Origin of the sequence: Roseovarius sp. PS-C2, from assembly GCF_018862045.1 — a bacterium.
Classification (GTDB): Bacteria; Pseudomonadota; Alphaproteobacteria; order Rhodobacterales; family Rhodobacteraceae; genus Roseovarius.
Genome location: NZ_JAHKSQ010000006.1, coordinates 200075 through 213315 on the forward strand (window position 1 = coordinate 200075; position 13241 = coordinate 213315).

16 protein-coding genes and 1 riboswitch are annotated in these 13241 nt (G+C 62.5%); of the genes, 8 read left to right on the top strand and 8 right to left on the bottom strand.

Annotation, left to right across the window (positions count from 1 at the left end; genetic code table 11):
* Positions 1-3 precede the first annotated feature (3 nt).
* The 4 genes from KPG71_RS13090 to dctP form a co-directional block, all read right to left on the bottom strand.
* Positions 4-1260: a malonyl-CoA decarboxylase family protein gene (locus KPG71_RS13090; protein WP_216338447.1), complete on the bottom strand. Its 1257-nt coding sequence runs from the start codon at positions 1258-1260 to the stop codon at positions 4-6.
* Positions 1260-2573, bottom strand: coding sequence for a TRAP transporter large permease (locus tag KPG71_RS13095; RefSeq protein WP_216338448.1), 1314 nt, complete (start codon positions 2571-2573; stop codon positions 1260-1262). The genes KPG71_RS13090 and KPG71_RS13095 overlap by 1 nt, the downstream gene beginning before the upstream one ends.
* Positions 2573-3121 (bottom strand): TRAP transporter small permease, encoded by a 549-nt coding sequence (locus KPG71_RS13100; protein ID WP_216338449.1) that lies wholly within the window; start codon positions 3119-3121, stop codon positions 2573-2575. Before KPG71_RS13100 ends, KPG71_RS13095 begins: the two co-directional genes overlap by 1 nt.
* A gap of 66 nt (positions 3122-3187) precedes the next feature.
* Complete coding sequence (gene dctP / locus KPG71_RS13105) at positions 3188-4174, bottom strand: TRAP transporter substrate-binding protein DctP (RefSeq protein WP_216338450.1); 987 nt, start codon at positions 4172-4174, stop codon at positions 3188-3190.
* Between the two features lie 138 nt (positions 4175-4312).
* On the opposite strand from dctP, the gene KPG71_RS13110 reads away from it, so the two are divergent.
* The 8 genes from KPG71_RS13110 to KPG71_RS13145 all read left to right on the top strand — a co-directional run bounded on the left by KPG71_RS13110 (position 4313) and on the right by KPG71_RS13145 (position 10378).
* Positions 4313-4969, top strand: a complete 657-nt coding sequence (locus KPG71_RS13110; protein WP_216338451.1) for a GntR family transcriptional regulator — start codon at positions 4313-4315, stop codon at positions 4967-4969.
* A gap of 125 nt (positions 4970-5094) precedes the next feature.
* Positions 5095-5718 (top strand): YdeI family protein, encoded by a 624-nt coding sequence (locus KPG71_RS13115; protein WP_216338452.1) that lies wholly within the window; start codon positions 5095-5097, stop codon positions 5716-5718.
* A 205-nt stretch (positions 5719-5923) separates the two neighbouring features.
* Positions 5924-6024, top strand: a riboswitch (TPP riboswitch).
* 60 nt (positions 6025-6084) lie between these two features.
* Positions 6085-6888, top strand: a complete 804-nt coding sequence (thiD, locus tag KPG71_RS13120) for a bifunctional hydroxymethylpyrimidine kinase/phosphomethylpyrimidine kinase (RefSeq protein WP_216338453.1) — start codon at positions 6085-6087, stop codon at positions 6886-6888.
* Complete coding sequence (thiO, locus tag KPG71_RS13125) at positions 6885-7871, top strand: glycine oxidase ThiO (protein ID WP_216338454.1); 987 nt, start codon at positions 6885-6887, stop codon at positions 7869-7871. The genes thiD and thiO overlap by 4 nt, the downstream gene beginning before the upstream one ends.
* A complete protein-coding gene (gene thiS, locus KPG71_RS13130; RefSeq protein ID WP_216338455.1) occupies positions 7849-8046 on the top strand; it encodes a sulfur carrier protein ThiS in 198 nt (65 codons plus the stop codon). Before thiO ends, thiS begins: the two co-directional genes overlap by 23 nt.
* 3 nt (positions 8047-8049) lie before the next feature.
* Positions 8050-8823, top strand: coding sequence for a thiazole synthase (locus KPG71_RS13135; RefSeq protein ID WP_216338456.1), 774 nt, complete (start codon positions 8050-8052; stop codon positions 8821-8823).
* On the top strand, positions 8820-9416 hold the full coding sequence (locus tag KPG71_RS13140) for a thiamine phosphate synthase (protein WP_216338457.1): 597 nt from the start codon (positions 8820-8822) through the stop codon (positions 9414-9416). The genes KPG71_RS13135 and KPG71_RS13140 overlap by 4 nt, the downstream gene beginning before the upstream one ends.
* Positions 9395-10378, top strand: coding sequence for a HesA/MoeB/ThiF family protein (locus KPG71_RS13145; RefSeq protein ID WP_253196258.1), 984 nt, complete (start codon positions 9395-9397; stop codon positions 10376-10378). The genes KPG71_RS13140 and KPG71_RS13145 overlap by 22 nt, the downstream gene beginning before the upstream one ends.
* A 144-nt stretch (positions 10379-10522) precedes the next feature.
* On the opposite strand, the gene KPG71_RS13150 is transcribed toward KPG71_RS13145, so the two are convergent.
* The 4 genes from KPG71_RS13150 to KPG71_RS13165 form a co-directional block, all read right to left on the bottom strand.
* The gene (locus KPG71_RS13150) at positions 10523-11665 is read right to left on the bottom strand and encodes an ABC transporter substrate-binding protein (RefSeq protein WP_216338458.1); all 1143 of its coding nucleotides are present in this window, start codon (positions 11663-11665) and stop codon (positions 10523-10525) included.
* Positions 11666-11706: 41 nt separating this feature from the next.
* Entirely contained in the window at positions 11707-11943 is a 237-nt protein-coding gene (locus tag KPG71_RS13155) for an Lrp/AsnC ligand binding domain-containing protein (protein ID WP_073036937.1), read from the bottom strand.
* Between the two features lie 75 nt (positions 11944-12018).
* Positions 12019-12726, bottom strand: a complete 708-nt coding sequence (deoD, locus tag KPG71_RS13160; protein WP_216338459.1) for a purine-nucleoside phosphorylase — start codon at positions 12724-12726, stop codon at positions 12019-12021.
* 10 nt (positions 12727-12736) lie between these two features.
* Positions 12737-13177, bottom strand: a complete 441-nt coding sequence (locus KPG71_RS13165) for a GNAT family N-acetyltransferase (RefSeq protein ID WP_216338460.1) — start codon at positions 13175-13177, stop codon at positions 12737-12739.
* Between the last annotated feature and the right edge of the window lie 64 nt (positions 13178-13241).

Consider the following 13241-nt stretch of genomic DNA (forward strand, 5'->3'; position numbering starts at 1 on the left):
ATTTTACCTTTCCTTTGCCTGCCCTGTATTGGCTGCATTCGCGGCTGATTTCACGTCGGAGCTGGCAACGACCTTGAGCGTCGTGACGAATGCTTCGTGGTTCTGGGCGACCTTCCCGAGGTCATACAGATAATTCACCATCGCGCCACCCGATTGGGCACGCCCCTTGTCGGATGTATCCGCGTTGGCATGAACTGCATGTACGGTCGCCCCGTTGCCAAGGTGAAACCGCGCCACAGGGTCATAGGGCAGGTCATCTTTGCGCTTGGCGTTGATCAGGTAATGCGCTGCCAGCGCGCGCATCTGTTTAGGGTCGTCCATGGGCAGATCAATTGCCTGCTCGGCGGCCCACGGGCCAAGCCCCGGAATGGGCGACAGGGTGACGAAAGTCTTGAGATTGCCCATCTCGGAGGCCAGGTCCGAGGCAACCTGCTTGATCAGGAAATTCCCGAACGAGATGCTGGCCAGCCCTTTCTGGCAGTTCGAGATCGAATAGAACACGGCGGTGTCGGTGTCTTCCGGCTGGGCGGTGTCGCGATCCTCGGCCAGCAGGCCTTGGATCGAGCCGGGGGTGCCCTTGGTCAGCGCGACCTCGACGAAGATCAGCGGCTCATCCGGCATGGCCGGGTGAAAGAAGGCGAAACACCGGCGGTCGCGCGGTTCCAGCCGGCGGCGCAGGTCATCCCAGCTGTCGATGGCGTGAACGGCCTCGTAGGCGATGATCTTTTCCAGAATATGTGCCGGGCTTTCCCAGTTGATCGGGCGCAGCACCAGGAACCCGCGATTGAACCACGAGGCGAAAAGGTGCCTGAAATCAAGGTCCAGCGCCTCGAGTTCCGGTTCGCCCCGGCCAAGCCGCAGCAGATCGGCCCGCATCCGCACAAGCGCCCCGGTCGCGCCGGGCAGCCCGTTCAGCCGCCGGATCAGTTCCTGCCGCCGGGGTTCGGATGCGGCCATGAAGGCGCGGTAGCTGTCCTTGGAGGGGGCCTGTTCATAGGCATCCAGGGCGGTGCGAACTGCCTCGGCATCGATGTTCATGGCATTGGCCAGATGGCGGAAGAAGCCCAGCTTTTCGTCGTCCGACATCGCTTCGAAGCCGGACAGGATACGTTCGGCCAGCGCCAGCCCCGAGGTTTCTCCGGACGAGCCGACCAGTTCGTTCGCCATCACGTCCAGCGGTCTGGTCTCGGCGCCTTTCAGGCCGAAGGGCCGGTAGCGCCGCTCGAATACCGTGGACAGGACATCAGCCAGAAGGGTCATCAGGCGGCTCCCATCACCATATTGGGCAGCCATGTGGCAAGGCCCGGGAACAGGCACAACAGGATGATCGCGAGGATCATGCAGGCCACGAAGGGCAGCGACCCGGTCAGGATCGTCTTGAGCGAGATATCCGGCGCGATGCCGTTGATCACGTAGAGGTTCAGGCCGACCGGCGGCGAGATCAGGCCGATTTCCATGTTGATCGTCAGCACCACGGCGAACCAGATCGGATCGAACCCGGCGGTGGTGATGATCGGCAGCAGGATCGGGGCGGCCATCAGGATGACGGCGACCGGCGGCAGGAAGAACCCTGCGATCAGCAGGAAGACGTTGATCGCGCCCATCAGAATCCAGCGGTTGACCTCGAGCGTGCCGATCCATTCGGCAATCGACTGGGTGATGAACAGCGAGGACAGCATGTAGCTGAACACACCCGCCGCAGCGATGATGAACAGGATCATCACCGATTCCTTGGTGCTGTCGCGCAGCACGACCCACAACTGGCGGGGATCCCACAGCTTGTAGATGACCATCGCGATCACGAGACACAGCAATGCGCCGACGGCTGCGGTTTCAGACGGCGTGGCGATCCCGCCATACATGGCGTAAAGCACGCCGATGATGATCAGCAGGAACGGAAGGACGCGCGGCAGGATTTCGAACTTCTGGCGCCAGGTGTAATCACCCGCGCTGAGGACAGAGGCCGACCCCGACCGCCATGTCGAATAGAGCGACCAGGCCATGAACAGGCCGACCAGCATCAGGCCGGGAATGACACCGGCCAGGAACAGGCGGCCAATCGAGGTTTCGGTGGCGATGCCGTAGACGATCATCGTGACAGACGGCGGGATGAGGATACCCAATGTTCCACCGGCAGCGATCGAACCAGCCGCGACCCCATCGGGATAGCCGCGTTTACGCATTTCCGGGATACCCATCTTGCCGATGGCCGCGCAGGTTGCAGGGCTTGATCCCGACATGGCGGCAAACAGGGCACAGGCACCGAGGTTAGAAATAACCAGCCCGCCGGGAATGCGTGTCAGCCAGCGTTCAAGCGCCTCGTACAGGTCTGCGCCCGCGCGGGTCGAGGCGATGGACGCCCCCATGATGATGAACATCGGGATCGACAGCAGGGCGAAATTGTCCAGCTTGCCGAACAGGATTTCGGGCATCAGTTCCAGCGAGCGCAGCCCGTCGAAGACGATCAGGAACCCGGCCGAGACGATCAGCAAGCCCATCGCGACCGAAATGCCGGAGAAAAGAACGAGGATCGTTGCAACGGCAACCAGTGCCCCAAGCAGCAGAGGGTCCATCAGGCGTTCTCCAGTCCAAAGGGTTTGTCGACGCCGGTGATCAGGGCGACGAAATCAGCGATCAGTTGCAGCAAGAGCAGGGCGAATCCGATTGGCAGCGACAGGTAGGGAATCCACAGGCGCACACCCCAGACAGTGTCCGAGCGCCAGCCGCGATCCCACGCGAAATGCCAGTATTCGTAGCCGTAAAACAGCATCACCCCGACAATCAGGATCGACAGCGACAGCGTCAGGATCGCCAGCACGAAACGCGGGCGTCGCGACAGGGTCAGTGGAAACAGGTCGACATTCACATGGCCGCGCAACCGCTGCACATAGGGCAGCCCGATCAGGGTGGCCGCGATCATCAGGTAGATGACGGCTTCGGTTTGCCAGATGGTCGATCCGTTCAGGACGAAGCGAATAAAGATCATCTGGCAGGTGATCGCCACCGCGGCCACGATCATGGCCGCCGAACACCATCCTGCAAGGGTCGATATGGCGGCGACGAAACGCAGGAACGGGTTGTTGCCTGTATGCGATGTAACTGCCGAGCTGTGACCGGCCATGGCTGCCTCCGTTGATTTGTGTGAAATCGGGTGTGGGGCAGCGCGCAAAACGCTGCCCCGGATCGGTCATTCCACGGCCAGCGCCATATCCAGAAGCGCCTGCCCGTCAGGCACTTCTTCGACGAAGGCCTTGTAGGAGGTTTCCTTGGCCAGGGTGCGCCAGGCTTCGAAATCCTCGGGCGACATCTTGGCGATTTCCACGCCTGCGTCGCTGAACACCTCGACCGAGGCGGCGTCTTGTTTCTTGGCTTCTTCGAGATAGAAGGCTTCGGCCTTTTTCGAGGCTTCCAGCAGGGCGTTCTGCTGTGCTTCGGTCAGGCCCTCGAAGGTGGTCTTGTTCATCAGCAGGGGCTGATACATGAACCACAGCGCGATATCGCCGGCAGGCGTATAGCATGCCACCTGTTCATAGATGCGATAGCTGACGAAAGACGAGGACGAGGTGTTGGCCGCGTCCAGAACGCCGGTTTGCATGGCGTTGTAGATTTCCGACGAGGCCATCGACGCAATCGAGGCGCCCGCACCGGCCAGCATCTGTTCGAACGCCTTGCCTGCGGCGCGCATCTGCAGCCCGTTCACGTCTTCGGGGTTTTTGATGCACTTGTCCTTGCCGGCAAAGCCACCGGCCAGATACCCATGCACCAGCACCATCACATCGTCATCGGCCATCTTGGCCTCGAGCGCCTCCATGAAGGGGCTTTCGGACAGGCGCGCGGCATGATCGTGGTTTTTCACAAGGCCCGGCATCAGGGTCAGGTTGTAGGCGGGTTGCTGGCCACCTGCATAGCTGAGCGGCAGAACCGTCATGTCCAACTGGCCACGGCTGAGCGGTTTGTATTGTTCGCGCGGCTTGAACAGGGATTTCGATCCGAAAATCTTGATGTCCAGATCCACGTCTGCGGCGGCGACCTCGTCGGCCACGATCTGTGCGACCTTGTGGCGGACGTCCTGATTGGACCACTGGTGCGACAGGCGCAGTTCGGTGGCGCTGGCCAGGGTGCCGGTTGCAGCCAGAGCCGCCGCAGCCACGGCGGTTTTCATGAAAGTTTTCATTTTTCTCCTCCCAAAGATGGACCCCGGCAGAACCGGGTGTCCCGGAGAGAGTAAGAGGGGATTGTTTTGCAAGTCAATATTTTTGTATACAAGATAACAAATCTTGCATCCCGACGGGCTTGTTAGTACAAAAACCTCATGGAACCACGTCGCGCCGATAGCATTGCCGAAGAGCTGGAAGAACTGATTTTCGCCGGCATGTATCGGGATGGCGACCGGCTGGACGAGATGCGCCTGGCCGAGCAGTTTGGCGTGTCCCGCACGCCGCTTCGCGAGGCTTTTCAACGCCTTGCCCTGTCCGGGCTGGTCGAGTTGATCCCCCGTCGCGGGGCATTCGTGCGCCAGCCCGGCCCGGTCGAACTGATGGAGATGTTCGAGGTCATGGCCGAGCTCGAAGCCATTTGCGGGCGGTTGGCCGCCATGCGGATTTCGGATGCGGCCCTGGACGAACTGCGCAGTGCGAACGCCAATTGCAAGGCTGCCGTCGAGGCGCATGACTCAGATGGATATTACGCCGAAAACGAGCGATTCCATCGAATCATCTATCAGCAATCGGGTAACAGATTCCTCGAACAGGAAACTGCCAAACTGCACAAACGGCTCAAGCCGTTCCGGCGGCAGCAATTGCGGTTTCGCGGGCGTATGGCGCAATCCATGGCCGAGCATGAGGGGATCGTCGATGCGCTTGTGCAGGGCGATGCCGCCGGGGCGGGCGAGGCGTTGCGCGCCCATGTCGCCGTGCAGGGCGAGAAATTCCACAACCTGATGGCCAGCCTGCAAAGCGCGGCGGAGTAGGACGCCGCCAAAGGGCAAGGGCCGCATCTATGCCTGCCATGCGGTTTAGCGAAAATCCGCAGGTCCGTTCAGGGTCCGGGCCTGTATCTTCAAGTGATCTACCAGAAAGTGCTATTGTGGGCCGCATGATGATCACCGATATCGACGACTATTTTACCAAGGGCTGCGGGCGTTGCGAGCGCTTCGGAACAGGGAGCTGTTCGACAAGGATCTGGGGGCAGGGTCTTGCCAGGTTGCGGGATATTTGCCTGTCCGCTGAACTGAGTGAGACGGTCAAGTGGGGCCATCCCTGCTATATGCATGCCGGGCGAAATATCGTGATTATCGGCGCACATAGAAAGGACTTTCGCCTTAGCTTTTTCAATGCTGCGCTCATGAAAGACCCCGAAGGTGTATTGGAAAAGCAGGGTCCGAACACGCAACACCCCGACATGATAAGGTTTACGGCCAGTGATGGGCCGGAAAGGATGGAAGGTGTGATAGGCGCTTATCTGGAGGAGGCCAAGGACTATGCGGAAACGGGAAAGAAGCCTCCAAAGGACGATAGGGAGCTGGTGTTACCCGATGAACTCGTGGATGCGCTCGATGCGGACACGGAGCTTGCCGAGGCTTTCGAGGCGCTGACGCGCGGGCGCCAAAAAAGCTATGTTATCAACCTTAATTCGGCCAGGAAAACAGAGACCAGACTGAACCGGATCAGGAAGTTCCGTGCAAAGATCCTTGACGGGAAGGGCGCGATGGAGCGCTGAAGGCGATAGTGCGCCAACGCCCGGTTCGGGCCGTATGGCTGCCGTTGCAGGGCGGAATCGTGGCGAAAAGGTGTAGTCGGTGCTCTCCCATATCAGCCCCTGCAGGGTCAACGGCCCGGCAGGGGGGAAAGGAACAGGTGAGTTGACTTTCGGCACATGCGTTTGCCGGGTTGAACGCCCTCGGGCAAAGGACTACGTTCTGATTCACAATCCGTTGGGGTGCCCCGTGAGGGGGCTGAGAGGCGCAGCCAACCCATCGAACCTGATCCGGACAATGCCGGCGGAGGGAACGGAGCATGACCGAAGGTCCGACATATCAGTTTGACGTCCTGTGTCTCCTGCCCCCGATGCCGCAGGAGTGAGACAATGCAGACACCCCCAAAGGCCCTGACAATCGCCGGTTCCGACAGTGGCGGCGGCGCGGGCATTCAGGCCGACCTGAAAAGTTTTTCCGCCCTTGGCGTTTATGGCGCAAGCGCGATCACCGGTATCACCGCGCAGAACACGACAGGCGTGCAGGCGGTCGAGGCGGTGAGCGAAAAGATGGTGCGCGCGCAGATTGCCTCGGTTCTGGACGATATCGAGATCGGTGCGGTCAAGATCGGGATGCTGGGCACGCCTGGGATTGTCCGGGCCGTCGCCGAGGCGCTTGGCGATTATGGCGGTCCTGTCGTTCTCGATCCGGTGATGGTGGCGAAATCGGGCGATCCGCTTCTGGCGGACGAGGCCGTGGCGGCCCTGATCGAATACCTGCTGCCGCGTGCCGATGTGCTGACCCCGAACCTGCCCGAGGCCGCGCGCCTGTTGCAAACCGGCGTGGCAGAAACGGCACAGGATGCCGAGACGCAAGGGCAGGCCCTGCGGGCGATGGGTGCAACGACGGTGTTGATGAAGGGCGGTCATGGCTCGGGCGATATCTGTGTCGATCTGCTGATCGCCGCCGATGGGGTCGAACGGATCGAGGCGCCGCGTATCCACACCGGCAATACCCACGGGACCGGATGCAGCATGTCTTCGGCCATTGCGGCCGGGCTGGCCTCGGGGCTGGATCTGCGGGCGGCGACGGCGCGCGCGCATGGCTGGCTGCAGGGGGCGATCCGGGCGGCCGATGGCCTGCATGTCGGACAGGGGCACGGCCCGGTTCACCATTTTCACGAGGTGTGGTCATGACGCAGGAGATCACGATCATCGGGGCCGGGGTTGTCGGGCTGTGCGTGGCAACGGAACTGACGGCGCGGGGCGTAGAGGTGCGGCTGGTGGATCATCAGGCGCAGCCGGGTCCGCATGCGTGCTCATGGTGGGCCGGTGGCATGTTGACCCCGTTCTGCGAAGGCGAAACCGCCGAAGAGCCTGTCGTGAGGCTGGGGCAGGAGGCTGCCGATTGGTGGGCGCGCGCCGGGGTCGAGGTGCATCGCAAGGGATCGCTCGTGGTCACGCTTGGGCGGGACCGGGCCGAGCTGGATCGTTTCGCGCGAAGGACGGAACGGCACAGCCTGCTGGACCGCGATGCCCTGGCCGAGGTCGAGCCGCAGCTTGACGGGCGGTTCGACCGCGCCCTGTTTTTCAGGGGCGAGGCGCATATCGTGCCGCGCGCGGCCCTGACGCATCTGCGCGACCGGTTGGAGCATAACGGGGTCGGGATTACGGCTGATGCGGAGCAAGGCGGGCTGACCATCGACTGTCGCGGGCTGGCGGCGCAGGATGTGCTGACGGATTTGCGCGGGGTCAAAGGCGAAATGGTGATCTTGCGCGCGCCGGATGTCGCATTGCTTCGGCCCGTGCGCCTGCTGCATCCGCGCCATCCGCTCTATATCGTGCCGCGCGGTGTCGGGGTGTTCATGCTGGGGGCGACCCAGATCGAAAGCGGCGAACGCAGCCGCGCGACCCTGCGGTCGGTGGCCGAATTGCTGAATGCGGCCTATGCGCTGCACCCCGCTTTTGGCGAGGCCGAGATACTGGAAATCGGCGTCGATGCGCGCCCGGCCTTTCCCGACAACCTGCCGCGCATCCGGCGGCGGGATGATACGATTTACGTCAACGGGTTGTTCCGGCACGGTTTTTTGCTGGCCCCCGCGCTGGCACGGATGGTGGCGGAACTGGTTCTCGATGGGAAAACACCGGAGGTGATGGATGAAGATCAACGTGAACGGTGAAGGCCGGGAAGTCGCCTCCGGCACGCTGGACAAGGTGCTGGACGAGCTTGGCTATGGCGGGGCCAGGGTGGCCACCGCCGTCAATGAAACCTTCGTGCCGGTGACGGTGCGGAGCCAGATGGAGTTGAGCGATGGCGACCGTCTGGAGATCGTCGCGCCACGGCAGGGGGGATAAGTCATGGTATCGTTTTATGGAGCCGAAGTGACCTCACGGCTGATGTTGGGCACGGCGCAATACCCGTCGCCTGCCGTGTTGGAGCAGGCGTTTCGCCGGTCCGGGGCGGGGATTGCGACGGTGTCGGTGCGGCGTGAGGCCGGAGCCGACCGGGCGGGGGCCGCATTCTGGGATCTGGTGGCGCAGTTGGGCGTTCGGGTTCTGCCCAATACCGCCGGGTGTCATTCGGTGCGCGAGGCGGTGACGACGGCGCAGATGGCGCGCGAACTGTTTGAAACCAAATGGATAAAGCTGGAAGTGATCGGCCATGCCGATACCTTGCAGCCCGATCCCTTCGGGCTGGTCGAGGCGGCGCGGATTTTGACCAACGAGGGGTTCGAGGTGTTCCCCTATACCACCGAGGATCTGGTGCTGGCCGAGCGGTTGCTGGAGGTCGGGTGCAAGGTGTTGATGCCCTGGGGTGCGCCGATCGGAACCGGGTTGGGCCTGACGAATATCTATGGATTACGGATACTTAGGGCGCAGTTTCCCGATGTGCCGATGGTTGTGGATGCGGGGCTTGGCCTGCCCAGTCAGGCGGCGCAGGCGATGGAGATGGGGTTTGATGCGGTGTTGCTGAACACGGCGGTGGCCAAGGCGGGCGATCCGGCGGGGATGGCCGAGGGGTTTGCCCGTGCGGTCGAGGCCGGGCGGCTGGCGTATGAGGCCGACCCGATGGAGCCGCGCGATATGGCGGCGCCCTCTACCCCATTGATCGGAAAGGCATTTTTGGAATGACGCTGGATCGTTTCTATCCGATTTTCAACGATGTGGACTGGTTGCGCCGGATGTTGCCGTTGGGGGTGAAGCTGGTGCAGTTGCGGATCAAGGACCAGCCGGGGCAGATTGTCGCGGATCAGGTCGCGCAGGCGCGGGATTTGTGCCGGAAACACGCTACGGCATTGATTGTAAACGATTATTGGCAAGTGGCGATTGATGCGGGCTGTGACTGGGTTCATCTGGGTCAGGAGGATCTGGACGAGGCCGATATCGCGGCGATTCGCCGGGCCGGGATCAAGCTGGGGATCAGCACCCATGACCGGGACGAACTGGACCGCGCGCTGGCGCTGAGCCCGGATTATGTGGCGCTTGGGCCGGTCTATCCGACAAAGCTGAAGCAGATGAAATGGCATCGGCAGGGGCTGGAAAAAGTCAATGAATGGAAGGGGTTGATCGGTGATCTGCCGCTGGTCGCCATTGGCGGCATGAGTGTCGAGCGGGCGGCGGGCGCGTTTGAGGCCGGGGCCGATATCGTGTCGGTCGTGACGGATATCACGTGGAACGACGACCCCGAAAACCGGGTGTGCGAATGGCTGAAGGCCACCAGATGAGCCGCTATGCCCGCCAGATGGCCGTGCCGGGCGTGGGTATGGACGGGCAGAGCCGTTTACAGGCCGCGCGCCTGTTGGTGGTGGGAGCCGGAGGGCTGGCCGCGCCGGTGCTGCAATATCTGGCCGGGGCCGGGGTGGGGTATATCCGTCTGGTCGATTGCGACCGGGTGGAGATGTCAAACCTACACAGGCAAACGATTTTCCGCGAACACGATCTGGGCCGGCCCAAGGCGCGTGCGGCTGCCGATGCCATGCGCGCGCTGAACCCCGAGTGCAGGATCGAGCCGGTCGAAGCCCTGCTTGGCCCGGAAAATGCGGCTGATTTGTGCGAAAGTGTTAACCTTGTGGTCGATTGCGCGGACAGTTTCGCCGTCAGCTATATCCTGTCGGATCATTGCAAGGCTGCGAATGTGCCATTGATCAGTGCATCCGTCACGCAAACTTCGGGATATGCAGGTGGATTTTGCTGTGATGCGCCAAGTTTGCGGGCGATCTTCCCGGAATTGCCGCAAAGCATGGGGAACTGCGCCGAAGACGGGGTGCTTGGCCCGGTGGTGGGGCTGTTGGGCAGCCTTCAGGCGCAAATGGTCATGGCCGTGGTGATGGGGCTGAAGCCCAGCCCGCTGGGGCAGATGGTGACCTGCGATGCGGGGGCGATGCGGTTTGGCGGGTTCCGCTTTGATGGGGCGCCCGAGCCGGAGTGGCAGCCGGGATTTATTGCGCCGATAGCAATGCAAGACACTGATTTCATTGTGGATTTGCGGGCCGAGGATGAGGCCCCGTTGATCTGCGAAACTGCGCTGCGCCTGCCGGTCGAGGCGTTCGGGCCGGATGGGCCGCACCCGGAAACCGGGCAAAGGGCGGTGATGGTGTGCCGGTCCGGCCTGCGGTCCTGGCAGGCGGCGGAGCGGCTGAAACAGGTCTGGGACGGTGAGATCGTTCTGGTCGCTGCCGGAGACTAGGCGTTTCGTACGTTTTGTACAAAGCGTACGCGGGTTTTGTACGAAAATCGGGGGTCTTGGGGAAATGTGCGCCCATGATGGACGCAACACGCACAAACGGCGCGAAGCGGGCGGGCAAGCCGAAGCCTGCCCGCCCGACTCGGATCACATGCTGCACTCGTCGACATAGGCGTTGGAGTGGTCCTCCAGCGCGGTGCCGATGATCTTGTTGGTGAACACGTCGCCCTCTTTGATCACCTCACGGACATAAATGTCCTGAATGGGGTGATTGTTGGCGGCGAAGGAGAAATCGCCCCGGACGCTGTCGAATTCGGCGGCCTTGAGTGCGGCGCGGAAGGCATCGGCATCCGAAACGTCGGCCTTGGCCATCGCCGAGAGCAGCAGGTTCGCGGTGTCATACCCCTGCGCGGCATAAAGCGAGGGCAGGCGGCCGTATTCCTTCTGGAACTCTTCGACGAAGGTGGCGTTGGCCGCGTTGTCGATATCCTTGTTCCACTGGCTGGTGTTCTTCACGCCCATTGCCGCGTCGCCCACGGCCTGAAGGATGCCCTGATCAAAGCTGAAGGCCGGGCCGACCACCGGCAGGTCAAGCCCGCTGTCGGCATATTGCTTGAGGAAGGAAATCCCCATGCCGCCGGGCAGGAAGAAAAAGATGCTGTCGGCGCCGCTGGCGCGGATCTGGGCGATCTCGGCGGCGTAATCTGTCTGGCCGAGCTTGGTATAGACCTCGCCCGCCAGTTCACCGCCGTAGAGGCGCTTGAAGCCTGTCAGGCTGTCTTGGCCTGCCGGGTAGTTGGGGGCGAGGATGAAGGGCTTGGTATAGCCCGCATCCTTGACATAGGCGCCTGCGGCCTCGTGCAGGTTGTCGTTCTGGTAGGAAACCGAGAAATAGTTCGGGTTGCAGCCCTTGCCCGCCAGCGCCGAGGGTGCGGCGTTGGTGGACAGGTAGAACTTGCCCTGTGCGGTGGCGGCGGGCACCACGGCCATCGCGAGGTTGGACCAGACGATGCCGGTCAGCACATCCACCTTTTCGGACTGGATCATCTTGTCGGCCAGTTGCACGGCGATGTCGGGCTTGCGCTGATCGTCTTCGACCACGATGTCGAGGTTGTCGTTGCCCGCCAGCTTGGCGGCGAGCAGGAAGCCGTCGCGCGTGTCGATGCCAAGCCCGGCCCCACCGCCGGACAATGTGGTGATCATGCCGACCTTGACCGGCGCGTCCTGCGCCAGGGCGGCTGTGCCGGTCAGCGCCATGCAGGCGGCGGCCACGAGTGATGTCAGTTTCATGTGTTGGTATCTCCCTTGGTGTCGTTTTTTGTGCCGGTGTCTCAGAAGGCCTTGAAGGTGAGCGTGGTTTCCGTGCGCTCGATGCCGTCGATGTCCAGCAGGTGATCGTTGATGTATTTGCCCACGTCCTCGCCGTCGGGGATGTAGAGCTTGAGCAGCAGGTCGAACGGCCCGGACGTCGAATAGAGTTCGGAGTGGATTTCGCGCAGGGCGATTTCCTCGGCGATTTTATAGGACTTGCCGGGTTTGCACCGGATGTTGACGAAGACGGGGCGCATGGTCTGACCTCATTTGAATGCGGGCGTATTTAAACGCGAAAGGCGGCTGAATGGAAACCGTGATTTTGGGGCGGTTCAGCCGGGGAAGGCTGCGGCAAGGGCGATTTCGACCATCGCGGCAAAGCCGGTTTCGCGCTGGTCGGCTGGCAGGGCATCGCCGGTTTGCAAATGGTCGCTGACAGTCAGCACCGCCAGCGCGCGGGCCTTGTGGCGCGCAGCCAGCGTGTAAAGCTCGGCGGCTTCCATTTCCACGGCCAGCGTGCCGTGGCGGGTGAGCTGGTCTGTCAGGTCGGGGCGTTCGTCATAGAAGGTGTCGGTGGACCAGATGCCGCCGATATGCGGGGTGACGCCCTGATCTCGCGCGGCGGCGGCGGCGGACTGCAAAAGGCTCCAGTCGGCACAGGGGGCGAAATTCACCTCGCGCAGGATGGTGGAGGATGGGGTGCTGATCGAACTGGCCGTCATGGCGAGGATCACGTCGCGCAGGGCGACATGGGGCTGCATCGCGCCGCAGGATCCGATGCGGATCAGGGTGGTCACGCCATAGTCGCGGATCAGTTCATTGGCGTAGATCGACAGGCTGGGCATGCCCATGCCGCTGCCCTGAACGGTCACCGGGTGGCCGCGCCATGTGCCGGTATAGCCCAGCATGCCGCGCACCTCGGTCACGCAGTGCGGGGCGTCGAGAAAGGTTTCGGCGGCCCATCTGGCGCGCAGCGGGTCGCCGGGCATCAGGACGGTCGGGGCGATGTCGCCGGGGGCGGCGCCGATATGGATGGTCATGGGCGGGCCTTTAGCGTTGGTACTTGATGAAGGGCGTCAGGGTGGCGATGCGATCGTAGAGCTTGCGCGCCTGTGCGTTGAAATCCTGTGTCATCCAGTAGACCGAGGGCGTGCCGTTGGCGTCGGCGGCGCGATAGACCGCCTCGATCAGGGCGCGGCCCACGCCGGTGCCGCGCACGGACGGATCGGCGTAGAGATCCTGAAGGTAACAGACATCCTCGATCCGCCAGTTATGGGGATGGTAGATGTAATGCACCAGCCCTACGGGGGTGTCGCCCTGCAGTGCCAGAAACGCCTGCTGGCGGGGGGTGTCGGGGTCGATCAGGCGGGCGAAGGTGGTTTCATAGACCTCGTCGGGGACGCTGGTTTCGTAGAACTCCAGATAGGCCCTCCACAGGTCGCGCCATGCCGGTTGGTCCTGATCCTGAAGCGGGCGGATTGTGAGGGTCATGGCGGGCTCCTTGTGCATGGGTTCGGGGCAGTTTGGCGCGAATTGCCGCCCCATGCCAGCCGAT

Coding starts and splice junctions, on each gene's coding strand:
- KPG71_RS13090 (WP_216338447.1), bottom strand. CDS start 1,260: ATGACCCTTCTGGCTGATGTCCTGTCCACGGTATTCGAGCGGCGCTAC.
- KPG71_RS13095 (WP_216338448.1), bottom strand. CDS start 2,573: ATGGACCCTCTGCTGCTTGGGGCACTGGTTGCCGTTGCAACGATCCTC.
- KPG71_RS13100 (WP_216338449.1), bottom strand. CDS start 3,121: ATGGCCGGTCACAGCTCGGCAGTTACATCGCATACAGGCAACAACCCG.
- dctP (WP_216338450.1), bottom strand. CDS start 4,174: ATGAAAACTTTCATGAAAACCGCCGTGGCTGCGGCGGCTCTGGCTGCA.
- KPG71_RS13110 (WP_216338451.1), top strand. CDS start 4,313: ATGGAACCACGTCGCGCCGATAGCATTGCCGAAGAGCTGGAAGAACTG.
- KPG71_RS13115 (WP_216338452.1), top strand. CDS start 5,095: ATGATGATCACCGATATCGACGACTATTTTACCAAGGGCTGCGGGCGT.
- thiD (WP_216338453.1), top strand. CDS start 6,085: ATGCAGACACCCCCAAAGGCCCTGACAATCGCCGGTTCCGACAGTGGC.
- thiO (WP_216338454.1), top strand. CDS start 6,885: ATGACGCAGGAGATCACGATCATCGGGGCCGGGGTTGTCGGGCTGTGC.
- thiS (WP_216338455.1), top strand. CDS start 7,849: ATGAAGATCAACGTGAACGGTGAAGGCCGGGAAGTCGCCTCCGGCACG.
- KPG71_RS13135 (WP_216338456.1), top strand. CDS start 8,050: ATGGTATCGTTTTATGGAGCCGAAGTGACCTCACGGCTGATGTTGGGC.
- KPG71_RS13140 (WP_216338457.1), top strand. CDS start 8,820: ATGACGCTGGATCGTTTCTATCCGATTTTCAACGATGTGGACTGGTTG.
- KPG71_RS13145 (WP_253196258.1), top strand. CDS start 9,395: ATGGCTGAAGGCCACCAGATGAGCCGCTATGCCCGCCAGATGGCCGTG.
- KPG71_RS13150 (WP_216338458.1), bottom strand. CDS start 11,665: ATGAAACTGACATCACTCGTGGCCGCCGCCTGCATGGCGCTGACCGGC.
- KPG71_RS13155 (WP_073036937.1), bottom strand. CDS start 11,943: ATGCGCCCCGTCTTCGTCAACATCCGGTGCAAACCCGGCAAGTCCTAT.
- deoD (WP_216338459.1), bottom strand. CDS start 12,726: ATGACCATCCATATCGGCGCCGCCCCCGGCGACATCGCCCCGACCGTC.
- KPG71_RS13165 (WP_216338460.1), bottom strand. CDS start 13,177: ATGACCCTCACAATCCGCCCGCTTCAGGATCAGGACCAACCGGCATGG.